The following is a 21,495-nucleotide window of genomic DNA, read 5'->3' as shown; positions in this document are numbered from 1 at the left end:
GTCCGGTGCTGGGTCGGGGACGAGCTCAGCCGACGTTGACCTCGGGGGCGGCGCCGTCGACGGCCTCCATGCCCTCGGCGATGCGCATGGCCTCCTCGATGAGGGTCTCGACGATCTGCGACTCCGGCACGGTCTTGATGACCTCGCCCTTGACGAAGATCTGGCCCTTGCCGTTGCCCGAGGCGACGCCGAGGTCGGCCTCGCGGGCCTCGCCCGGGCCGTTGACGACGCAGCCCATGACGGCCACGCGCAGCGGCACCTCGAGGCCGTCGAGGCCGGCGGTGACCTCCTCGGCGAGCTTGTAGACGTCGACCTGGGCCCGGCCGCAGGAGGGGCAGGAGACGATCTCGAGCCTGCGCGGTCGCAGGTTCAGCGACTGCAGGATCTGGATGCCGACCTTGACCTCCTCGACCGGCGGGGCCGAGAGGGAGACGCGGATGGTGTCGCCGATGCCCTTGCTCAGCAGCGCGCCGAACGCGGTGGCCGACTTGATGGTGCCCTGGAAGGCGGGACCGGCCTCGGTGACGCCGAGGTGCAGCGGCCAGTCGCCCCGCTCGGCGAGCAGCTCGTAGGCGCGGACCATGACGACGGGGTCGTTGTGCTTGACCGAGATCTTGAAGTCGCGGAAGCCGTGCTCCTCGAACAGCGAGGCCTCCCAGACCGCGGACTCCACCAGCGCCTCGGGCGTCGCCTTGCCGTACTTCTCCAGCAGGCGCTTGTCGAGGGAGCCGGCGTTGACGCCGATGCGGATCGAGGTGCCGCGGTCCTGGGCCGCCTTGGCGATCTCCTTGACCTGGTCGTCGAACTTCTTGATGTTGCCGGGGTTGACGCGCACGGCGGCGCAGCCGGCGTCGATGGCGGCGAAGACGTACTTCGGCTGGAAGTGGATGTCGGCGATGACCGGGATCTGCGACTTCGTGGCGATGGCCGGGAGGGCCTCGGCGTCGTCCTGGCTGGGGCAGGCGACGCGGACGATGTCGCAGCCGGCGGCGGTCAGCTCGGCGATCTGCTGGAGCGTGGAGTTGACGTCGGCGGTGAGGGTGGTGGTCATCGACTGCACCGAGATCGGGTGGTCGCTGCCGACGCCCACGCTGCCCACCTGGATCTGGCGGGTCTTCCGGCGGGGCGCGAGCACCGGGGGCGGGGCCTCCGGCATGCCGAGGCTGATGCTGGTCATGTCTCCGAGCCTACTGCGGGGTCGCGGCCGCGCCCCGATCGCCGGGGTGGGCGAGGTGGGCCGGGCCGACGAGCCGAGGACTCAGCCGGTCACCGAGACCGGCACCACGAGGTCGGCGACGATCAGCACCACGCCCATGAGCAGGATGAAGCTGGCCACGACGTAGGCGATGGGCAGCAGCCGGGCGGCGTCGACGTAGCCCGGGTCGGGACGCCGGCGCAGACGCGCCAGACCCCGGCGCAGCCACTCCCAGGCGGCGCTGGCGATGTGGCCGCCGTCGAGCGGCAGCAGCGGCACGAAGTTGAACAGACCGATGAAGAGGTTGAACCCGCCGATCAGCATGCCGACGTAGGCGGCCTTCGAGCCGTTGTCGATGGCCGACTCCGAGACGGTCTCGCCGGCGATGCGACCGCCGCCGACGATGCTGATGGGGCTGTCGGCCGCGCGCTCCTGGACGCCGACGATGGCCTTCGCCACGCCCCACACCTTGACCGGCAGCGTCGCCAGGGCCTCGACGGACTGCTTCGCCATCGTGCCCATCTGGTCGAGGGTGTAGATCGGGCCGCCCTTCTCCACCACGAGCCCGGAGCGCGGGCTCACGCCGAGGAAGCCGACCTGGCGCAGCGCGGCGTCGGTGTCGGAGGTCGGGCGGGCCTCGACGGTGGTGCTGGTGGTGCCGGTGAGCGCCTGGCCGTCGCGCTCGTAGCCGATCACGGCCTTGCCGTCGGAGTTGTCGCGGATCAGGCCGCGCAGCTGGTCCCAGTCGCGCACGGCGGTGCCGTTGAAGGAGGTGATGACGTCACCGGGACGCAGGCCGGCCTCGGCCGCCGGGGCGGCGGGGTCCTGCGCGGTGCAGGCGCGGCCGCTCTCGGCGTAGGGCAGCACGCACTGGGAGACCTCGGCGACGACGGGCCGCCCCGGGGCCGCCTCGATCGTGCGCACGCCGTAGGTGGCGAAGACCAGCCAGAAGACGAAGAAGGCGATGAGCAGGTTGACCGTCGGGCCGCCGGCCATCACGACGATCTTCTTCCACGACGCCATCTTGTAGAAGAGGCGATCGGAGTCGTCGGGGCCCACGAGCTCCCACTCCGCGGCACGGGCGTCGGAGATGAGCTGGGTGAACATGCCGGTGTTGGACTTGCGCACCCGCGTCACCTGGTTGCCGTCGGCGTCGACGGTGACCTCGCCGAGCTGCTCGGCGCCCGGCGGCAGCATGCCGACGATCTTGACGTAGCCGCCGAGCGGGATCGCCTTGACGCCGTACTCGGTCTCGCCGACCTGCCTGCTCCACACCGTCGGCCCGAAGCCGATGAAGTACTGGGTGACCTTCCCGCCGAACGCCTTGGCCGGGATCATGTGGCCCAGCTCGTGCAGGCCGATCGAGGCCAGGATCGCCAGGGCGAACACCAGCACGCCGAGCGTGTAGAGCAGGACGGTCATCGTTCTCCTAGGAGCGGGCGATCAGGCGGGCGGCCTCCTCGCGCGCCCAGGCGTCGGCCGCGAGGACGTCGTCGAGCGTGAGGTGCCCTCCCGAGGGTACGTCGTGGGCGGCGAGGACGGAGCCGACCACGTCGACGATCCCGGTGAACCTCAGGCGGTTCTCATGGAAGGCCGCGACGCACGCCTCGTTCGCCGCGTTGTAGACCGCCGGCGCGGTGCCGCCGCGGGTGCCGGCGTCGCGGGCGAGGTCGATGGCCGGGAACGCGACGGCGTCGACCGGCTCGAAGCGCCAGTCGGCGGCGCGGGTCCAGTCGATGGGCGTCTCGGCGTCGGGGACGCGGTCGGGCCAGCCGAGGCCGAGCGCGATCGGCACGAGCATCGTCGGCAGCCCGAGCTGGGCGACGACGGCGCCGTCGACGAACTCGACCATCGAGTGGATCAGCTGCTGGGGGTGGACGACGACGTCGATGCGCTCGAAGGGCACGCCGAAGAGCAGGTGGGCCTCGATCACCTCCAGGCCCTTGTTGACCAGGGTCGCGGAGTTGGTGGTGATGACCGTGCCCATCGCGAAGTTCGGGTGCGCCAGGGCCTCGGCCGGGGTGACGTCGTGGAGCGCCTCGCGGCTGCGGCCGCGGAACGGGCCGCCCGACGCGGTGAGCACGAGGCGTCGCACCTCCGCGGCGCTGCCGGCGCGCAGGCTCTGCGCGATGGCGCTGTGCTCGCTGTCGACCGGCACGATCTGGCCCGGCCGGGCGATCTCCTCGACCAGCGGGCCGCCGATGATCAGCGACTCCTTGTTGGCCAGGGCGAGGGTGCGACCGGCCTCGAGGGCGGCCAGGGTCGGACGCAGGCCGACCGCGCCGGTGATGCCGTTGAGGACGACGTCGCACTCCAGCGCGGCCGCCTCCACCGAGGCCTCCTCCCCCGTGCCGTGGAACCGCGGGGCGAACTCGGCCACCTGGGCGGCCAGGAGGTCGGGCTGGGAGCCGCCGGCGGTGAGGCCGACGACGCGGAACCGGTCGGGGTTGTCCCGCACCAGGTCGAGGGCCTGGGTGCCGATGGATCCGGTGGAGCCGAGGATGACGACGTCGCGCACCGGAGCATCCTCGCAGCCCTCCCGCACCGGCCCGACGGCGCGTCGCGGCAACCTCCGGGCCCGAGGAGCACTCACACTGGCGTCCGCACCCTCCGCCACACCTGCACCAGAAGGCCCCGCTCGTGCTCCACGCTCCCTCGTCCCCGCCTGCGCCGCCGGCCCTCCCGGACCGCGTTCGACGCCGCCGCACCGCACTGGCGGTGCGCGTCGTCACGGTGCTGACGGTGATGGCGGCCCTGGCCGCCGTCGCCGCCCAGGCCGGGCCGACCGCCGAGGACCGGATGCGTCCGCGGGCCGCCGCGCCGGTGGCCGCCGCGGCCGACCGCGCACCGGCGCCGCCCGCCTCACCGCGGACGCCGGCACGCCGAGCCACCGGAGCCACCCGGGCACCCGGCTCCGAGGTCGGAACCTGGGCCTGCCGCTCCGGGCGCGTGGCGCTCACATTCGACGACGGACCCTCGGCCACGGTGACGCCGCGGCTGGTGCGCGTGCTGCGGCGCCTCGACGTGCCGGCCACCTTCTTCATGGTGGGCAGCCGGGTCAGCGAGGCCCCGGCGGCCGCGCGGCTCGTGGCCCGCAGCGGCTTCACGATCGGCAACCACACCGAGGACCACGCCGACCTCACCACGCTCTCCGCGGCGCAGGTGCGCAGCGAGCTCCGGGCCACGTCCACGGCGCTGCGGCGCGCCGGCGTCACGCCGTCGCGGCTGGTGCGCCCGCCCTACGGCGCGACGAACGCAGCGGTCGAGCGGGTCATCCGCAGCCTCGGCCTGGTGAGCGTGCTGTGGAACGTCGACTCCCGCGACTGGACCGGCCTGCCGACGCGCCGCATCACCAGCGGCGTGCTCGGGCAGGTGCGCGCGCACGGCCGCGACGGCAGCGTGGTGCTGCAGCACGACGGCGTCGACAACTCCCCCGCCACCGTGGCCGCGGTGCCGCGCGAGGTGCGCCGGCTGCGGGCCCAGGGCTACTGCTTCGTGGCCCTGGACGCCCGCGGCGAGCCGGCCGCCCTCAGGCGGTGACCTCGAAGGCCTCGGCGACGACGTCGAAGGCCTCGTGGAGCAGGTCGTCGCCCATGGCCAGCGAGGGCAGGAACCGGAAGACGTTGCCCCAGGTGCCGCAGGTGAGGGTGACGACGCCGCGCTGGTGACAGGCGGCGTTGACCGCGGCGGCGCGGGCGGCGTCGGGCGCGCCGTCGGGGCCGAGGAGCTCGATGGCCAGCATCGCGCCGCGGCCGCGGACCTCGGCGATCACCGGGAACCGCTCGCGCAGCGTCTCGAGCCGGGTGCGCATGAGCGTCTCGATCTCGCGGGCCCGAGCGCGCAGGTCGTGCTCGCGCATCTCCTCGATGGCGCCCAGCGCGGCGGCGCAGGCCAGCGGGTTGCCGCCGTAGGTGCCGCCCAGGCCGCCGACGTGCACGGCGTCCATGACCTCGGAGCGGCCGGTGACCGCGGCCAGCGGGAGGCCGCCGGCGATGCCCTTGGCCGTGGTGACGAGGTCGGGGACGACGCCCTCGTGGTCGCAGGCGAACCAGTCGCCGGTGCGCGCGAAGCCCGACTGGATCTCGTCGGCGATCAGCAGCACGTCGTTCTCGCGGCACCAGGCCGCGAGCGCCGGCAGGAAGCCCTGCGCCGGGACGACGAAGCCGCCCTCGCCCTGGATCGGCTCGATGACGACGCAGGCGGCGTTGGTGGCGCCGACCTGCTTCTCGATGACGTCGATGGCGCGGGCCGCGGCCTCGGCGCCGGAGAGGCCGTCGCGCAGCGGGTAGCTCATCGGCGCCCGGTAGACCTCGCCGGCGAACGGCCCGAAGCCGTGCTTGTAGGGCATGTTCTTGGCCGTCATGGCCATCGTGAGGTTCGTGCGGCCGTGGTAGGCGTGGTCGAAGACGACCACGGCGTCCTTGCCGGTGGCCACGCGCGCGATCTTGACGGCGTTCTCGACCGCCTCGGCGCCGGAGTTGAACAGCGCGGACTTCTTGGCGTGCTCGCCCGGCGTGAGCTCGGCCAGCGCCTCGCACACCGCGACGTACCCCTCGTAGGGGGTGACCATGAAGCAGGTGTGGGTGAAGGACTCCAGCTGCTCGCGCACCCGCTCGACGACCTTCGGCGCGGCGTTGCCGACGGTGGTGACGGCGATGCCCGAGCCGAGGTCGATGAGGCTGTTGCCGTCGACGTCGAGGAGCACGCCGCCGCCGGCCGCGGCGATGAAGACCGGGAGACCGGTGCCGACGCCGTCGGCGACGGAGGACTTCTTGCGATCGAGCATCTGCGCCGAAAGAGGTCCGGGGATCGCGGTCACGAGGTTGCGGATCTGCGGAAGAGCGGGGCCACCGTGCGTCATGGGATCAGCCTAGGTCCGAGGGGTCGGTTCGTCAGGAGGAGGGCGTCGCCGAGTCGCCCCCGGCGGGCCCCGGGGTCAGCTCCTGGATGCCCCAGGGGCTGCCGTAGGCGGTGAGCAGGTCGAGGAACGGGACGGCGTCGAAGGCCTCGGGGCCGAGCACGCCGGCGCCGCTCCACACGCCGGTGGCCAGCAGCTCGAGGGCGACGACGGGATTGATCGCGGTCTGCCAGACCACGCACTGGTGGCCGTACTCGCGCATCGTCCACTCGTTGTCGACCACGTGGTGGAGGTAGGTCGAGCGCGGGGCGCCGTCCTTGCCGGTGCCGGTGACCCACAGCCCGGCGCAGGTCTTGCCGGTCATCCGCGAGCCGATGGTGGCGGGGTCGGGCAGCACGGCCGCGACGACGTCGCGCGGGCTCACCTCGACGCCCTTGACCCGCACCGGCTCGGTGCGATCGAGGCCCAGCTGGTGGAGCACCTTGAGGATGGTGATCATCTCCTCGCCCAGGCCGTACTTGAAGGTGGCGCGGCGGCACTCGACCCAGCGCGGCATGAGGAGCACCTCCTCGTGCTCGACGTTCACGCACTCGACCGGGCCGATGCCCTCGGGGAAGCAGAAGACCTCGGGCTCGGAGAAGGGGGCGGTGGTGTGCCACGCGCCGTCCTGCCAGATCACCGGCGGGTTGAGGCACTCCTCGATGGTGGTCCACATCGAGAACGACGGCGCGAAGACCTCCCGGCCCTCCTCGTCGCGGACCACGAGGTTGGCGCCGTCGCGGGTGCCGAGCTCGTCGATCTCGCTGAAGAGGTGGTCGGCGGCATAGCGGGCGAAGACGTCGGAGAGGCCCGGCTCGACGCCGATGCCCACCAGCGCCAGGCGTCCCGCGGCCTCCCACTCCCCCGCCCGCGCGAACTGCTCGTCGCCGAGCTTCACGCCGGGCACCTCGTAGGGGCGCTCGGGGTGCGGCCGGGACAGCGACATCGCCATGTCGAGGTAGTCGGCGCCGGCGGCGAACGCGCCCTCGAAGATCGGCATGTCGAAGACGGGGTCGACCGCGTTCATCACGTGGGTGATGGCGTGCTCGCGGCACAGCGCCTCGACGGCCCCGGCCGAGGAGGCGTCGATCTGCGCCGCGACGTAGCGGGCGTCGGTGGCGGCCGCCGCCTCGGCCCGCGCGAGCGCGTGGTCGGCGACGACGATCGTCTCGAAGAAGTCGCGCCGGGCGGCGATGGCCGCGAAGGCGGACCCGACGCCGCCGGCGCCGATCAGCAGGATCCTCATGTCAGTTCTTCCTCACGGTGGAGCGTGGGTCCCTCGAGCTGAGCGTCGCGAGAGCGGTGTGATGCCAAGGCGGAGGCGCGAAGGCGGCCTTGGAGCGGAGCGGGCCGTCGAGCGCCGACAACGCCGGCAGCGCGCCGGTGTCGCGGCGCTCAGCCGAGGGAGGTCATGACGTGCTTGACTCGGGTGTAGTCCTCGAGGCCGTACATGGAGAGGTCCTTGCCGTAGCCGGAGTGCTTGAACCCGCCGTGGGGCATCTCGGAGACGAAGGGGATGTGGGTGTTGATCCACACGACGCCGAAGTCGAGGTGCTTGGACATCCGCATGGCGCGGGCGTGGTCGGCGGTCCAGACGCTGGAGGCCAGCCCGTACTGGACGCCGTTGGCGTGGCGCAGGGCCTCGCCCTCGTCGGCGAAGCGCTGGACGGTCATGACGGGCCCGAAGATCTCGGTCTGCACCTGCTCGTCGTCCTGGCGCAGGCCGGAGAGCACGGTGGGGGCGTAGAAGTAGCCGGCGTCGCCGACCTGCCGGCCGCCGGTGCTGATCGTGGCGTGGTCGGGCAGGCGGTCGACCACGCCGGCGACGCGCGCGAGCTGGTCGACGTTGTTGAGCGGCCCGTAGTAGGTGTCCTCGTCGTCGGGCATGCCGGTCTTGAGACCGGCTGCGGCCTCGGCGAGCGCGGCGACGAACTCGTCGTGCACGGCGTCGGCGACCAGCACGCGGGTGGCGGCGGTGCAGTCCTGGCCGGCGTTGAACAGGCCGGCCTCGGCGATCGAGGTGGCGGCGGCGCCGAGGTCGGCGTCCTCGAAGACGACGACCGGCGCCTTGCCGCCGAGCTCGAGGTGGACGCGCTTGAGGTCGGCGGCCGCGGCGCCGGCGACCTCCATGCCGGCGCGCACCGAGCCGGTGATGGCCACCATCTGCGGGGTCGGGTGGGAGACCAGCGCGCGACCGGTGTCGCGGTCGCCGCACACCACGTTGAGCACGCCCGCCGGGAGGAACTCCTGGGCGATCTCGGCGAGCAACGTGGAGCTGGCGGGCGTGGTGTCGCTGGGCTTGAGGACGACGGTGTTGCCGGCCGCGAGGGCGGGGGCGATCTTCCAGATCATCATCAGCAGCGGGTAGTTCCACGGCGTCACCTGGCCGACGACGCCGATGGGCTCGCGCCGCACGAAGGAGGTCATCCCGCTCATGTACTCCCCGGCCGCGCTGCCGCTCATGACCCGGCACGCGCCGGCGAAGAAGCGGAAGTGGTCGGAGGCGTAGGGCATCTCCTCCGACATCGTCAGGCCGATCGGCTTGCCGGTGTCCTTGCACTCCACGGCGTTGAGGTCCTCGACCCGCGCCTCGATGGCGTCGGCCAGCTTGAGCAGGGCGCCGGCGCGCTCCTGCGGCGTCGTCTGGCCCCAGGTCTCGAAGGCGCGGTCGGCGGCGGCGTAGGCGCGGTCGACGTCCTCCTGCGCCGACATCGGCGCCTGCGCGTAGACCGCGCCGGTGGTGGGGTCGACGACGTCGTAGGTCGCGCCGGAGGCCGACGGCACCAGCCGGCCGTCGATGACGTTGGAGAAGGTCTGGTCAGCCATGCCGGCGAGCCTAGGCCCGGGCTCCCGAGGGCGTCCAGCGTGATGCAACGGATTTCGCGATGGATTTACCTCCCTGCAACGGATTCCGAAATCGAAGACTTGTCATGAAGCGGATCGGACGCGCACCATGGAGCCATGGCCCTCGATCACGACCAGCTCCAGCACGCCGCGAAGAGCCACCTGTGGATGCACTTCACCCGGCACGGCTCCTACGAGCACGGCGACGTGCCGGTCATCGAGCGCGGCGAGGGCGTCTACCTCTTCGACGACCACGGGCGTCGCTACCTCGACGGCCTGGCCGGCCTGTTCGTCAGCCAGCTGGGCCACGGCCGCACCGAGCTCGCCGACGCCGCCGCCGCGCAGGCACGCGAGCTGGCCTTCCATCCGCTGTGGTCCTACGCGCACCCGCGTGCCGTCGAGCTCGCCGAGCGGCTGGCCCACGAGGCCCCCGGCGACCTCAACCGCGTCTTCTTCACCTCCGGCGGCGGCGAGGCCGTCGAGTCGGCCTGGAAGCTGGCCAAGAACTACTTCAAGCTCACCGGCAAGCCGATGAAGCACAAGGTCATCAGCCGCGCGATCGCCTACCACGGCACCACCCACGGCGCGCTCTCGATCACCGGCCTGCCCGGCCTCAAGGCGCCCTTCGAGCCCCTGGTGCCCTCGACCTTCCGCGTCCCGAACACCAACCTCTACCGGGCGCCCCTGCACGGCGAGGACCCCGAGGCGTTCGGCCGCTGGGCCGCCGACCAGATCGGCGTCGCGATCGAGAACGAAGGCCCCGAGACCGTCGCCGCGGTCTTCCTCGAGCCGGTGCAGAACGCCGGCGGCTGCTTCCCGCCGCCTCCCGGCTACTGGCAGCGGGTGCGGGAGATCTGCGACGAGCACGACGTCCTGCTGGTCTCGGACGAGGTCATCTGCGCCTACGGCCGCCTCGGCCACATGTTCGGCGCGCAGCGCTACGACTACCTGCCCGACATCATCACCAGCGCCAAGGGCCTCACCTCGGGCTACGCCGCGCTCGGCGCGATGATCACCACCGACCGCCTCATGGAGCCCTTCCTCCACGGCGACACGATGTTCGCCCACGGCTACACCTTCGGCGGCCACCCCGTGGCCTGCGCCGTCGCGCTGAAGAACCTCGAGATCTTCGAGAACGAGGGCGTCCTCGAGCACGTCCGCACCCAGGAGCCGGTCTTCCGCGGCACCCTCGAGCGGCTGCTCGACCTGCCGATCGTCGGCGACGTCCGCGGCGACGGGTTCTTCTACGGCATCGAGCTGGTCAAGGACAAGACCACCAAGGAGTCCTTCACCGCCGAGGAGTGCGAGCGCATCCTCTACGGCTACGTCTCCAAGGCGCTGTTCGCCGAGGGCCTCTACTGCCGCGCCGACGACCGCGGCGACCCCGTCATCCAGCTCGCTCCCCCGCTGGTCTGCGGCCCCGAGCACTTCGCCGAGATGGAGCAGATCATCCGCGTGGTGCTGGAGAAGGCCTCGACGATGATCTGAGGCGTCGGCCCGCGCTCAGGAGGTGCGGGCGGCGTAGGACGAGGCGGCGGCGTAGACGTCGCGGACGTAGGCGTCGGAGTGGTTGTAGCTGAAGATCGCCGCCGACCAGCCGGCGCCGGTGGCCAGGTCGTGTCCGTCGGCGCAGAGGTAGCGGGCCGTGGCGGCCGCGGCGTCGTCGAGATCGAGGGGGTCGCGGACGCCGTCGCCGTCGCCGTCGGCGGACCAGCGGTCCCACGACGAGCGCAGGAACTGCATCGGGCCGACGGCGTGCTCCCAGCGCGGGTCGCCGTGCCAGGCCTGGGACTCCGGCGTCGAGCGCAGGGCGCGGAAGGAGCCGGACCCGTCGAGGGCCGGGCCGATGATCGGCGGCTCGGAGCGGCCGTCGGCCTCGAGGGTGCGACCGCCGATGGTGCCGTGGTGGGACTCCACCCAGCCGATGCCGGCCAGGGTGGTCCAGCCGATGCCGCAGCCGCCGACGTCGGCGACCTGCGCCTGGGCGTAGGCGCGCAGCGCCGCCTCGGGGATGCCCGCCGCGGCGGCCGTGCGACGCAGCCAGGCGGGGTCGATGCCCGGGCGTCCGCCCGCGCTGCGCGAGACCTCGGCCGGCCGCGCGACCGCCTCCGGCGCGGGGCCGGAGACGACGTCGGCGGGCGGGGTCAGGTCGAGCGGGCGCTCGGGCGCATAGAGCCGGGAGAGCCCGCCGACGACGATCGTCGAGAGGCCCAGGAGGACGGCGAAGAGCAGGAGCGTGCGCGGAGCCTGCCAGCCGGAGCGGCGCGGGCCGCGACGACGGCGGGCACGACGGGACACGATCAGCCGAACCGTCCCTGCACGTAGTCGCTGGTGCGCTGGTCCTGCGGGTTCTCGAACATCGCGCGGGTGTCGCCGTGCTCGACGATGACGCCCGGCGTGCCGTGGGAGGCCAGGAAGAAGGCGCACTCGGTGGAGACCCGGGCCGCCTGCTGCATGTTGTGCGTGACGATCACGATGGTCACCTCCTGGGCCAATTCCAGCATGGTCTCCTCGATCACGCGGGTGGACGTCGGATCCAGGGCCGAGCAGGGCTCGTCCATGAGCAGGATCCGCGGGGTCACCGCCAGCGAGCGGGCGATGCACAGGCGCTGCTGCTGGCCACCGGACAGACCGCCGCCGGGGGCGTCGAGGCGGTCCTTGACCTCGGTCCACAGGCCGCCCTTGCGCAGGCAGGCCTCCACCAGCGCGTCCTGCTCGGAGCGCGGCAGACGGGTGCCGGTGAGACGCAGGCCGGCCAGGACGTTCTCCCGGATCGACATCGCCGGGAACGGGTTGGGCTTCTGGAAGACCATGCCGATGGAGCGGCGGGCGTCGATGAGGCGCTTGGCGGGGTCGTAGATGTCCTCGCCGTCGAGGAGCACCTCGCCGGCGAGCTGGGCCGAGGGCACCAGCTCGTGCATCCGGTTGAGGATGCGCAGGAAGGTCGACTTGCCGCAGCCGGACGGGCCGATGAGGGCGGTGATGCCGCCGGCACGCATCGTCAGCGAGACGCGGTCGAGCACCTTGCGCTCGCCGAACCAGGCGGTGATGTCGCGGGCCTCGAGCTCGGCGAGCGGACGCGCGTCGCGCGGGTCGGCGGGCACGGGCGGCAGGACGGTGGTCTCGGCGGCGTCGAGGGTCATCGGGTCACTCTCACGGGATTCGGGTGCTGCACGGGTGGGGCGGTGGTGCGGGGCCGCCCCGCCCCGACCGGATCGCGGTCGGGGCGGGACGGGATGCTGCAGGGTGCTGCGGGGTGGTGCAGGGGTGCTGAGATCAGCTGGTCGCGGTGACCTTGACCGACTTCGACGCCTTGTAGACGGTGGTGCTGCCGCCGTAGACGATCGTGTAGGTGGCGGTCTTGGTGATCTTCGGGACCGTGATCGAGACCTTGCCGTAGCGCAGGGTGCCCTTGGCGACGGTCTTGGTGCCGAGGCGGATCGAGACGGTGCCGGTGGCCGACTTCGCCGTGGTGGCGTTGAGGACCGTGACCGAGGCCTTGAAGGTCTTGCCCTTCTTGACCTTGGTGGGCACCGAGGAGGTCAGCTTCGCGGCCGCGAGGACGGTGCCGGAGGCCTCGTCGCTGGAGCCGCGGAAGGCGGCCGGGGAGTCCGGGGTGAAGGTGGCGCTGAAGGACTGGACGCCCGGGGTGGCCTTGACGGTGGCGGCGGCGCGACCCGAGGAGAGCGGCACGGCCGAGGCGACGACGGTCTCGCCCTGGTAGAAGGTGACGCTGCCCGAGGGGGCGTTGGAGGCGGTGACGGAGGCCGTCAGCGTGGCCTTGCCCGGCGAGGTCGAGGTGACCTTGAGGGCGGTGGTGGTGTCGACCGCGACGTTGGTGGCGAAGTTCGTGACCGCGTTCTGGGTGGCCGCGCCGCAGACGCCGCCGGCCGCCGGGGTGGCGAGCTGCTCGAGGCCGCCGGCCTCGATGTCGGCCTTGGCGGCGTCGGAGCACAGGTAGCCCGAGGAGCCGAAGAACGCCTGGACGTCGGCGTCGCCCTGGACGCCGCCGCGCACGACGTTGTAGACCGCGCGGGGGTAGACGAAGTTCTGACCGGCGGTCTGGCCCTCGAAGCGCAGCGTGCTGCCGAGGAGCTTGGCGCGACCCAGCGAGATCGGGACGATCGCGTCGGCGTTGTTCTTGATGTCGGTGTCGTCCTGCTCCTGGGTGGTCTTCACCGAGGCCGCGAAGGTGACGTCGACGCCGCCGTTGGCGGCCTTGAGGTTGGCCTTGAAGAAGCTCAGGGTGCCCGAGCCGTCCTGGGGGCGGTAGGGCTGGATGACGCCGTCGGTGCCGCCGACCTGGCTCCAGTTGGTGACGTCGCCCTTGTAGATGGAGACGACCTGCGCCGGGGTGAGGGTGGCGGGAGCGTGCGAGGCGGTGCTGTTCGAGACCGCCATCACCATCGTGTCGAGGGCGAAGGGGAACTGCTGGAGGCTCGCGGCCTTCTCGGCGTCGTTGAGCGTCGAGGAGGAGCGCGCGAAGTCGACGTCGGTGTTGTTGCCCGAGCCGTAGAGGAGCGCCTTGCCGGCACCCGAGCCGTTGGGGCGGTTGATCGCGCCCGACGGCAGGGTGATCTGGCCGCCGCCGGTGGCGGCGAAGGAGGCGACGTTGAAGCCCGAGGTGGCGGTGCTGTAGGCCTCCGCGGCGCGGTGCAGCGCGATCTGGGTGGTGTCGGAGCCGACGCCGATGAGGTCGGCGGCGACAGGGGTGAAGGAGGGGTCGTTGGCGTCGGTGGCCGCGTGGGCCGGAGCGCCGACGAGGGCGAGGGCGGAGCCCGCGAGCGCCGCCGCGGCCAGGTGGGCACCCAGACGGTGCCGGCGGGTGGTGCCGAGGTTCATCTCTGTCTCTTTCATCGAGGTGGGGTGCTGCGAGACGGCGTCACAGGACGTTCGGCAGCAGGCGTGCTGCGACGTCGGTCGTGACCCAGGACAGGGCGATGACCACGGGTGCGGCCACCACCCAGACCAGTGCTGCGGACCAGCGCTGGCGGGCGGCGGCGACGCCGAGCGTCGCCGCCAGGAGCAGGGCCAGGCACAGCGCGAGGAGCGGGAGACCGCCCCGGTCGCCGGCCATGACCTGCTCGGACTCGGGGAGCACCGTCGGCACGCCGGCCGGTGCGGGGAGGCCCTTGCTGGCCTCGGCGTCGACGTAGACCGCCTGATCGGGACGCAGGGAGGCCAGCGCGCCGCTGCCCTCCGCCGTCCCGAGGGTGATCCGTGCGGCGGCGGCAGGGCGGGGCTGGGGCAGCGGATCTCCGGCGCGACGCACGCCGAGGACGCGGAAGGTCGTGGTGCCCTGGCCGGTGACGGTCTGGATCTCGTCGCCGGCCCTCAGCTCGGTGAGCCGCTTGAAGGGCGCCCCGTAGGTGGCCGCCCGTCCTAGGACCACGCTCGTGCCCTGCTGCCCCGGGAGCACCGAGGTGCGCAGGTGCCCGGGGCCGGACTGGGTGTCGCCGGAGGCGGTGCCCTCGACGACGACCTGATCGACGCCGATCCGCGGGATCCGCAGCAGGGCGACCGGCGCGTCGACGGGCGTGATCGGGCCGAGCGGCGCGGTGCCGGCGGCGATCTGGGTGCGCAGCTGGCCGTAGAGCAGATCCTGGGCGCGCGCCTGGCCGAGGTCGCTGAGCACCAGCAGCTGGGCGGCGGCCCACAGGCACACCAGGGCGATCATCGTGAAGGCCGAGGAGATCAGCACGGCGGGCTCGTCGTGCGGGCGCACCGTCCGCGGCGGGCCGGTCAGCCGCTGGTCGACGCCGTCGCGGATCCGGCCTCCGGCCCCGCGCAGGCGGCTGCCGAGGCCGGCGCGCCGGGCGCCGCCGCGGGACGGCTCGGCGTCAGGCAGCCCAGGCAGACCAGGCAGGTCCGGCTGGTCTGGCAGCACCGGGGCGGCGGTGACCGCGGGGTCGGTGCCCTCGGGCGTCGCGCTCGGGTCGAGGACGGGGGTGCTCATCGGCCACCCGCCCCGGGCGAGTGCGGCGCCGCGGGCACGACGAGGAACCGGATGCCGCTGGCGATGGCGATCCCGACGAGCCCGAGGATCAGCAGGCTCGGGATCAGGCCGGCGGCGGCTCGGGAGCCGACCGCCTTGGTGTCGGGCATCGCCACGGGCTGGCTGCTCCCGGGGGCGGCTGCCGGCGTGGTGGCGCCGGTGGACGGTGCGGCTCCGGCCCCGGCCGGAGCCGTCGCAACGCCGTCACCGCCGGTGACCACGGCGGGGGCCTCTCCCCCACCGGTGGTGCCCGACGGCGGCGGGGAGTCGTCCTTCTGCGCGGCGACGGCCGCGGCCACCTGCTGCGCGGAGCGGAACAGCGGCCGCGTGGCCCCCGCGTCGCGGATCGGCAGGAAGCCGCCGGGCAGCTGGCCGTTGCCCGCACCGGGACGCTGGCCCTCGGTCGTGGAGATCTTGATGAACTGGGCGACCTTCGCGGCATCCGCCGTGGACGCACCCGAGGTCTTGGCCGCGGTGTAGACGACCATCGTGCCGGGGTAGGCCGTGGTGGAGCGGCGGACGTCGCCCTGGTCGAGCACGAACGGGCCGAGGTCCGTCTTCTGCCGGCTCAGCGCGATCGCCGCGGCCAGCGAGCGGTCCGTAGGACCCACGAAGCTGCCCTTGCGCGTCTGCAGCTGCGCGGTGCGCAGCCCGTAGCGGTCGGCGTCGCCCAGGCTGACGACACCGAGCATGAAGCGGGCGCCGAAGCTCTGGCGGTCGATGCGGCCGAGCTTGAACAGGCCGGTGGCCTGGTCCTTGTCGCATCGGGTCTGGACGTTGGGCCAGCCGTCGAGCAGGGCCGCGGAGATCTTGGCCATGGTCGTCACGGGCGCGGCGATCTGGTTGAAGTAGACCGCCGGGTTGGCCTTGCGGCACGGGTCCTGGGTCTTCGGGATGTAGGAGTCCAGCTGCGGCCAGCCCTCGACCGGCAGGTCGAGGCCCTTGTAGGAGGGGTTGACGACCATGCCCCACGGGTCGGGCTTGCCGTCGACGAACGCCGTCGCGTCGGGGTCGTGGGCGATGTAGTCGGTGATCTGGCGGATCACGTCGGAGTCGTTGGAGAGCGAGAGGATCGCGGCGCCGGCCTCCTGGGAGATCCGGCTCAGCCCCGGGTTGAGTCGCTGGAACTCGGGGTCGTTCATGATCCCGACGGGGTTCTTCGCCATGCCCGGGTGTGCCCGTCCGAGGTCGGACCCGACGTAGCTCTGCGTGTAGAGCTTGGCCAGCAGGCGGGCGTTCATGCGCAGCCGGGTCAGCTCCCCGGCGTTGTCCGGTCTGTCGATGACGTAGCCGACGGCGAAGCCGGTCACCGCGGTCGGGGCGTAGCCGACCTTGTTCGGGCCGGGGTCGCGGGCCGAGGAGACCTCCGCGGCGGCGGCCTGGCCGCTGAGCATGAGGTTCCAGCCGGCGATGTCGGACATCTGGTTGAGCTGGAACTTGAAGCGGTCCTTGCGCAGGCAGTACGCCGGCGCCCACTGCAGACCGGCCTGGGCGAGCAGCTCGGAGCCGTAGAAGCCCGTCGGCGCACGCGGGTCGAGGACGTCGCAGGTGTTCGGCGGCAGGCCGAAGGTGATCGGGATGGAGAAGCGGTTGCGCCAGTTCGACTCCGACCACCACAGGGCGGGCGACACCGCGAGGTCGACGCCCTCGCCGGCGAAGTTGCTGCTGCCGGGCAGGAAGCGTCCGCCCTTGCGGCAGGCCTTGTCGGAGTCGCTCATCGGCGAGGACGGCTGCGCGCAGCTGAGGCCCTCGATCGGGATGACCACGACCGAGCAGGCCACCTTGGCCGAGCAGCCGAGGGACTCGTTCTCGACGTCGCTGCGCACCTCGAACTGGACCGATCCGGTGCCGTCGGTGTCGGTGAACGCCGCCAGCTCCGCCGGCGGGAACGCGGCCCCGACCGCGGCCTCGGGCGGCATCGTGTCGGAGCTGCAGGCGAGGTGGGTCTTCGCGGCCGAGCCGACGGCGACGAAGGGCGTGAGGTGGCTGGAGAAGCCGGTGACGTCCGCCGTGGGGCACTTCGCGGAGGGGAAGGGTGCGATGCCCGAGAGGCGCTCGCGGTCCGCGGCGTCGGCGTAGCGGTCGACGCGCCAGATCGCCTCGCTGTCGCCGCGCGCGATCTGGGAGCGCTCCGCGACGGAGGTGGTGAAGCAGGTCGACGGCGAGAGCCGCTTGGCAGCGGGCGCCTTCGGGTCGTCGACGCCACGGCACTGCATGATCACGACCGGGTACTCCTGGTTGAGCCCGGCCTCGCCGTACGGGTTGACCGCACGGCCGGCGCTCGGGTGCGCGCCCTTCCAGGAGATCTGGATGCGCTGGCGACCGCGCAGGTCGCGGGTCTGGTCGGCCGCGACGGTGACCTTCGAGCTCGGGAAGTCGTAGGTCGAGCCGTCGGCGTTGACGAAGGAGCGCGTGAGCGTCTTGGTCTCCGCGTAGCCCGACGACGCGGAGGCGCGCCCCAGGCCGTTCGCGCCGTTCGGGCCGAGGGTGTCGGCGCGCGCGGGCGTCATGGCGAACACGACCCCGGCCAGCAGCAGCGCGATCGCGCAGACGACCAGGGGACGACGGTCGCGCGTGGCCGCCCAGTGGTGCAGGGAGCTCATCGGCCACCGCCGACCAGGCGCCGTCGCAGGGCGGCGACGTAGAGGCCGGGGATGAGGACCAGGCCGATCAGCAGCAGCCCGGAGAGCCACCCGAAGGCCTTCTGGTCGCCCGGCCGGGCCGAGGACAGGACGGTGCTCGGGTCGGCGACGACGTCGCCGCCGGTCGTGGCGGCGGAGGCGTTGGCGATCTCCGCGCCCGTGGCCGGGTCGACGCTCGTCGGCGCTGCGGCCGTGCCCGTCCCTCCTGACGTCTTCGTCCCGGTCGTGCCCCCGGTCGCCGCGGTGCCGCCCTTCGACCCGCCGGAGCCACCGCCGTCGGTGCTCGGCTTGCCGGTGCCCGTGCCGGTGCCGCACGGTCCGGCGCCCTCGCGGTCGCACGCGGCCGGCTTGGGGGCGATCTCGGCGAGCTTGTTGCGGTTGGGGTTCTTGCCGTCGAACGTGGGGTTGTTGCACGAGCGGACGTCGCGGTTGGTGAGGGTGATCTTGGGGTCGGCCTTCTTGAGCAGCGAGATCTGCTCGAAGCCGGCCGAGACCAGGTTGAGCGTCAGCGGCGAGTAGCCGTAGTCGCCGGCCTTCGTCTGGCCCGCGCACAGGGAGTAGTAGAGGAAGTCGGCGAGCGTCTGGCGCTTGGCCGTCGTCATCCGCGGGTCCTTCGCCCCGGTCGGGATGATCATGTAGGAGTACGACGAGATCGGGTAGGCCCGCGGGTCGGAGTTCGTGTAGACCCCGTCGAGGATCTGGGTGAGGTACTTCGGGCCCGGCGTCTTGTCGATCTTGGCCTTGGTGAGCGCCACGGCCGTGTTGAACTGCGTCGGCTCGACGTAGTAGCCGGCCTTGTTGAGCACCTTCACGACGGGGTAGCCCTTGTTGACCGGGTAGGAGTACTCCACGTAGCCGATGTAGCCGTTGCCAGACTTCGCCGAGATCGCGTTCATGACCTGGTCGGAGCCGGACTGGCCCACCGTGCGGCTGCCCTGCTTGATCGGGAAGTAGGACGTCAGGCCGGACTTGCCGAAGTAGGACCGCCACAGCGACGGGTACTGCTTGTCCATCCAGGTGGTGAGCTGCGCGGTCGTGCCCGAGCCGTCGGAGCGGACGACCGGCGTGATCGGGATCGAGGGCAGCTTGCGGCCGTTGTTGTCCTTGCTGATCGCCGGGTCGCTCCAGTTGGTGATCTTGTTGGTGAAGATCTTGGTGAGCGTCTCGCCGGAGAGGCGCAGGTTGCGCACCAGCTGGCCACCGACCTGGAGCTGGTAGGTGAAGGCGGTGCCACCGGCCACGATGGGCAGGTAGGCGAACTTCCGCCCGTTGCTGGTGTCGGCGTTGCCCTGCTCGTCCTTGCCCTGGTAGGGGATCTCGGAGATCGCGAAGTCGGTGGTGCCCTGGGCGAAGTCCTTGCGGCCCTTCGAGGAGCCGCCGCCGGTGTAGACGACCTTGATGCCGTTGGAGTCGACGTCGGCGATCCACTGCTGGACGATCAGCTCGGACCAGGTGGAGCCGGTGCCCTCGATCTGGGCATAGGCCACGGCATTGGCGCCGCCGGGGACGGCGGCCACGCAGCCGAGGGCGAGGAAGCCGGCCGCGAGACAGCGGACGAGGACGGCCAGGGTGCGGTTCACGAGAGGTCCTTGTGATCGGGGTGAGCGGTGCGGTCGACGGCGACGGCGACCGCGAGCGGGTCGGACGTCATGGCGGGCGTCGGGCGGACGCGGCGGCGCGGCAGGATCCGCCGACGGCCGCCCGCGCGGGGCGGACGGGCCAGCAGGCGGGCGACGACGAAGAGCAGGAGGACGAGCATCAGCAGCACCGTGGCGGCGCCGAAGGCGCGGGTGATGGCCTGCGGCTCGCCGGAGCGCACGGTGGAGTAGATGTAGAGCGGCAGCGAGTTCATGGCGCCGTCGGTGGGGTTCTTCACCATGAAGCCGGCCGCGCCGGAGGTGAGCAGCACCGGGCTGGTCTCGCCGATGCCGCGGGCGACGCCGAGGATCACCGCCGTGGCCAGGCCCGGCCGGGCCGTCGGCAGGACGACGTGCCACACGGTGCGCCAGCGGCTGGCGCCGAGCGCGAGGCTGGCCTCACGCAGGCCGCCGGGCACGACGCGCAGGACCACGTCGGCGGCACGGGCGACGATCGGCAGCATCATCACCGCGATCGCGAGGCCGGCCGCCAGACCCGAGCGGGGCTGGCCGAGCGCGATGATGAAGACGGTGTAGACGAACAGGCCCGCGACGATGGAGGGCAGCGCCGTCATCGCCTCGACGATCGTGCGCACGATGACCGCGAACCGGCCGCCGACCTCGGTCATGAAGACCGCGGTGCCGATGCCCAACGGCAGCGTGATCACCAGCGCGATGCCGAGCTCGATCAGCGAGCCGACGATCGCGTGGGCGACGCCGCCGCGGGTGAAGGGGTCCTTCGGGCCGACGCCGGACATGTCGGAGGTGAGGAAGTTCAGGTGCAGCAGCGGCTCGTAGCCGCGGGCGACCACGAAGATCACCGTGCTGAGCAGCGCGCCGCCGACGACGAGCGCGCCGCCGGTGATGAGGGTCGCGGCGAAGCGGTCCTTCATCTCCACGACGCCGCCGTTCATCGCCCCGAGCAGGGCGGAGAGGAGCAGGCCGGTGAGGGCGAGCACGACGAGGAACCAGGCGATGCCGGGCGCCGGGAACACGCGCTGGGTCAGCACCCAGGTGACGCCGAGGGCCGCGCCCCAGGCGCCGAGGCGCAGGAAGCGCTCGTCGGCGGTGGGACGGCCCAGGGACGCGCGGGGCACCGCCGGAGCGGCGTCCTCGTCGCGGACGGGAAGGTGGGTGCGCGGCTCGCGGGCCGCGCTCTCGACGGGGGCGTCCTGGACGGTGCTCATCAGGCGTCCGTCCCGGCACCGGAGCGGCTGCGGCTGACGATCACCGCGGCGAGGGTGTTGACCACGAGCGTGATGAGGAAGAGCACGAAGCCCGCAGCGAGCAGCGCGGAGAGCTGGGTGGCGTTGGCCTCGCCGAAGCGGCCGGCGATGAGCGAGCTCACCGTCGCGGTGCCGACCTCGAGGATGTTCGGCTTGATCTCGAAGGCCGGGGAGACGATGAGGACCACCGCGATGGTCTCGCCGAGCGCGCGGCCCAGGCCGAGCATCGTGCCGCCGATGATGCCGCCGCGACCGAAGGGGATCACGACCGCGCGGATCATGCCCCAGCGCGTCGCGCCGAGGGCCAGCGCCGCCTCCTTCTCCCCCACCGGGGTCTGGGAGAAGACCTGGCGCATCACCGCGCAGGCCATCGGCAGCACCATCATCGCGACCGCGATGCCGGCGCAGAAGGCGCTGTACTGGTAGCGGCCCTCGTCGACGAACGCGGCGTTGGGGTCGGTGCCCGGCACGTCGAAGATCGGGATCCAGCCGAGGTGGGCCTGGAGGAACCGGGCGAGGTCGCCGGCGTGCGGCATGATCAGCAGGTAGCCCCACAGGCCGTAGACGATCGAGGGCACCGCGGCCATCAGGTCGACCAGGGAGACCAGCGCCGGCTTGATCCGCGCGGGGGCGTACTCGCTGATGTAGAGCGCGGTGAGCAGCGCGAGCGGGAAGGCGAAGGTCATCGCCACCAGGGCCACCGACACCGTGCCGGTGAGCACGGCCGCGATGCCGACGACGTCGGTGTCGGGCTGCCAGGCCTGGGTGGTGAAGAAGCTCCAGCCGTAGTGCCGGAAGGTCGGCAGCGCCTGGTAGCCGAGGAAGACGCCGACGCCGCCGACGATGACGAGCATCGAGGCGCCGACGGCACGGATGCCGTGCTCGAAGACGGCGTCGACGCCGGCGGCCTTGCGCGAGATGCGCCGGGGCCGGATGGCGGCGTCGGCGGGCTGCTCGTCGAGCAGAGGGAGGCTGGTCAAGCGAACCGATCCAGGTCGTGCGAACCGCCCTGCGCGCAGTGCGCGGCGGTGCTCCCGCGGTGCCGGAGCGCGGCCACCT

The 21,495-nt window shown here is 72.5% G+C and carries 16 protein-coding genes; 2 read left to right on the top strand and 14 right to left on the bottom strand.

Annotated elements, in window-relative coordinates; all coding sequences use genetic code 11:
* Positions 1-25: 25 nt before the first annotated feature.
* The 3 genes from ispG to dxr form a co-directional block, all read right to left on the bottom strand.
* Positions 26-1,177, bottom strand: coding sequence for a flavodoxin-dependent (E)-4-hydroxy-3-methylbut-2-enyl-diphosphate synthase (gene ispG, locus ACZDWJ_RS11815; protein ID WP_463521156.1), 1,152 nt, complete (start codon positions 1,175-1,177; stop codon positions 26-28).
* An 81-nt stretch (positions 1,178-1,258) separates the two neighbouring features.
* Complete coding sequence (locus ACZDWJ_RS11810; RefSeq protein ID WP_463521155.1) at positions 1,259-2,617, bottom strand: M50 family metallopeptidase; 1,359 nt, start codon at positions 2,615-2,617, stop codon at positions 1,259-1,261.
* 7 nt (positions 2,618-2,624) lie between these two features.
* Positions 2,625-3,713, bottom strand: a complete 1,089-nt coding sequence (gene dxr, locus ACZDWJ_RS11805) for a 1-deoxy-D-xylulose-5-phosphate reductoisomerase (protein WP_463521154.1) — start codon at positions 3,711-3,713, stop codon at positions 2,625-2,627.
* Between the two features lie 200 nt (positions 3,714-3,913).
* Between dxr and ACZDWJ_RS11800 the strand changes: the two genes are divergently transcribed.
* Positions 3,914-4,735: a polysaccharide deacetylase family protein gene (locus tag ACZDWJ_RS11800; RefSeq protein WP_463521153.1), complete on the top strand. Its 822-nt coding sequence runs from the start codon at positions 3,914-3,916 to the stop codon at positions 4,733-4,735.
* Here the strand turns inward: ACZDWJ_RS11800 and gabT are convergent.
* The 3 genes from gabT to ACZDWJ_RS11785 all read right to left on the bottom strand — a co-directional run bounded on the left by gabT (position 4,725) and on the right by ACZDWJ_RS11785 (position 8,918).
* Positions 4,725-6,056, bottom strand: a complete 1,332-nt coding sequence (gene gabT, locus ACZDWJ_RS11795; protein WP_463521152.1) for a 4-aminobutyrate--2-oxoglutarate transaminase — start codon at positions 6,054-6,056, stop codon at positions 4,725-4,727. The genes ACZDWJ_RS11800 and gabT overlap by 11 nt on opposite strands.
* A gap of 31 nt (positions 6,057-6,087) precedes the next feature.
* Positions 6,088-7,338 carry a saccharopine dehydrogenase family protein gene (locus ACZDWJ_RS11790; RefSeq protein ID WP_463521151.1) on the bottom strand — a complete coding sequence of 417 codons (1,251 nt, stop codon included), beginning with the start codon at positions 7,336-7,338 and terminating at the stop codon, positions 6,088-6,090.
* Positions 7,339-7,487: 149 nt separating this feature from the next.
* Positions 7,488-8,918, bottom strand: a complete 1,431-nt coding sequence (locus tag ACZDWJ_RS11785) for a gamma-aminobutyraldehyde dehydrogenase (RefSeq protein ID WP_463521150.1) — start codon at positions 8,916-8,918, stop codon at positions 7,488-7,490.
* Positions 8,919-9,053: 135 nt separating this feature from the next.
* Here ACZDWJ_RS11785 and ACZDWJ_RS11780 point away from each other — a divergent pair, with 135 nt between their 5' ends.
* On the top strand, positions 9,054-10,424 hold the full coding sequence (locus ACZDWJ_RS11780) for an aspartate aminotransferase family protein (RefSeq protein ID WP_463521149.1): 1,371 nt from the start codon (positions 9,054-9,056) through the stop codon (positions 10,422-10,424).
* A 15-nt stretch (positions 10,425-10,439) separates the two neighbouring features.
* Here ACZDWJ_RS11780 and ACZDWJ_RS11775 read toward each other — a convergent pair whose 3' ends face one another.
* The 8 genes from ACZDWJ_RS11775 to pstC all read right to left on the bottom strand — a co-directional run bounded on the left by ACZDWJ_RS11775 (position 10,440) and on the right by pstC (position 21,416).
* On the bottom strand, positions 10,440-11,234 hold the full coding sequence (locus tag ACZDWJ_RS11775) for a lytic murein transglycosylase (RefSeq protein ID WP_463521148.1): 795 nt from the start codon (positions 11,232-11,234) through the stop codon (positions 10,440-10,442).
* Between the two features lie 2 nt (positions 11,235-11,236).
* The gene (locus ACZDWJ_RS11770; protein WP_463521147.1) at positions 11,237-12,079 is read right to left on the bottom strand and encodes a phosphate ABC transporter ATP-binding protein; all 843 of its coding nucleotides are present in this window, start codon (positions 12,077-12,079) and stop codon (positions 11,237-11,239) included.
* A 133-nt stretch (positions 12,080-12,212) separates the two neighbouring features.
* Positions 12,213-13,793, bottom strand: coding sequence for a substrate-binding domain-containing protein (locus tag ACZDWJ_RS11765; protein WP_463521146.1), 1,581 nt, complete (start codon positions 13,791-13,793; stop codon positions 12,213-12,215).
* Between the two features lie 25 nt (positions 13,794-13,818).
* Entirely contained in the window at positions 13,819-14,892 is a 1,074-nt protein-coding gene (locus ACZDWJ_RS11760; RefSeq protein WP_463521145.1) for a sortase, read from the bottom strand.
* Positions 14,889-17,534 (bottom strand): hypothetical protein, encoded by a 2,646-nt coding sequence (locus tag ACZDWJ_RS11755; RefSeq protein WP_463521144.1) that lies wholly within the window; start codon positions 17,532-17,534, stop codon positions 14,889-14,891. The genes ACZDWJ_RS11760 and ACZDWJ_RS11755 overlap by 4 nt, the downstream gene beginning before the upstream one ends.
* Positions 17,531-19,153, bottom strand: coding sequence for a substrate-binding domain-containing protein (locus ACZDWJ_RS11750; RefSeq protein ID WP_463521143.1), 1,623 nt, complete (start codon positions 19,151-19,153; stop codon positions 17,531-17,533). The genes ACZDWJ_RS11755 and ACZDWJ_RS11750 overlap by 4 nt, the downstream gene beginning before the upstream one ends.
* The gene (pstA, locus tag ACZDWJ_RS11745; protein ID WP_463521142.1) at positions 19,150-20,397 is read right to left on the bottom strand and encodes a phosphate ABC transporter permease PstA; all 1,248 of its coding nucleotides are present in this window, start codon (positions 20,395-20,397) and stop codon (positions 19,150-19,152) included. Before pstA ends, ACZDWJ_RS11750 begins: the two co-directional genes overlap by 4 nt.
* A complete protein-coding gene (pstC, locus tag ACZDWJ_RS11740; protein WP_463521141.1) occupies positions 20,397-21,416 on the bottom strand; it encodes a phosphate ABC transporter permease subunit PstC in 1,020 nt (339 codons plus the stop codon). Before pstC ends, pstA begins: the two co-directional genes overlap by 1 nt.
* Between the last annotated feature and the right edge of the window lie 79 nt (positions 21,417-21,495).

Source organism: Nocardioides sp. B129/18, assembly GCF_055282735.1.
The sequence above is the reverse complement of the archived record's forward strand: the minus strand, read 5'-3'. Positions and strand labels throughout refer to the sequence as shown.

What these genes read in the sequence shown, in the direction of transcription:
- ispG (WP_463521156.1), bottom strand. Translation starts at nt 1,177, where the DNA reads ATGACCAGCATCAGCCTCGGCATGCCGGAGGCCCCGCCCCCGGTGCTC.
- ACZDWJ_RS11810 (WP_463521155.1), bottom strand. Translation starts at nt 2,617, where the DNA reads ATGACCGTCCTGCTCTACACGCTCGGCGTGCTGGTGTTCGCCCTGGCG.
- gabT (WP_463521152.1), bottom strand. Translation starts at nt 6,056, where the DNA reads ATGACGCACGGTGGCCCCGCTCTTCCGCAGATCCGCAACCTCGTGACC.
- ACZDWJ_RS11790 (WP_463521151.1), bottom strand. Translation starts at nt 7,338, where the DNA reads ATGAGGATCCTGCTGATCGGCGCCGGCGGCGTCGGGTCCGCCTTCGCG.
- ACZDWJ_RS11785 (WP_463521150.1), bottom strand. Translation starts at nt 8,918, where the DNA reads ATGGCTGACCAGACCTTCTCCAACGTCATCGACGGCCGGCTGGTGCCG.
- ACZDWJ_RS11780 (WP_463521149.1), top strand. Translation starts at nt 9,054, where the DNA reads ATGGCCCTCGATCACGACCAGCTCCAGCACGCCGCGAAGAGCCACCTG.
- ACZDWJ_RS11770 (WP_463521147.1), bottom strand. Translation starts at nt 12,079, where the DNA reads ATGACCCTCGACGCCGCCGAGACCACCGTCCTGCCGCCCGTGCCCGCC.
- ACZDWJ_RS11765 (WP_463521146.1), bottom strand. Translation starts at nt 13,793, where the DNA reads ATGAAAGAGACAGAGATGAACCTCGGCACCACCCGCCGGCACCGTCTG.
- ACZDWJ_RS11760 (WP_463521145.1), bottom strand. Translation starts at nt 14,892, where the DNA reads ATGAGCACCCCCGTCCTCGACCCGAGCGCGACGCCCGAGGGCACCGAC.
- ACZDWJ_RS11755 (WP_463521144.1), bottom strand. Translation starts at nt 17,534, where the DNA reads ATGAGCTCCCTGCACCACTGGGCGGCCACGCGCGACCGTCGTCCCCTG.
- pstA (WP_463521142.1), bottom strand. Translation starts at nt 20,397, where the DNA reads ATGAGCACCGTCCAGGACGCCCCCGTCGAGAGCGCGGCCCGCGAGCCG.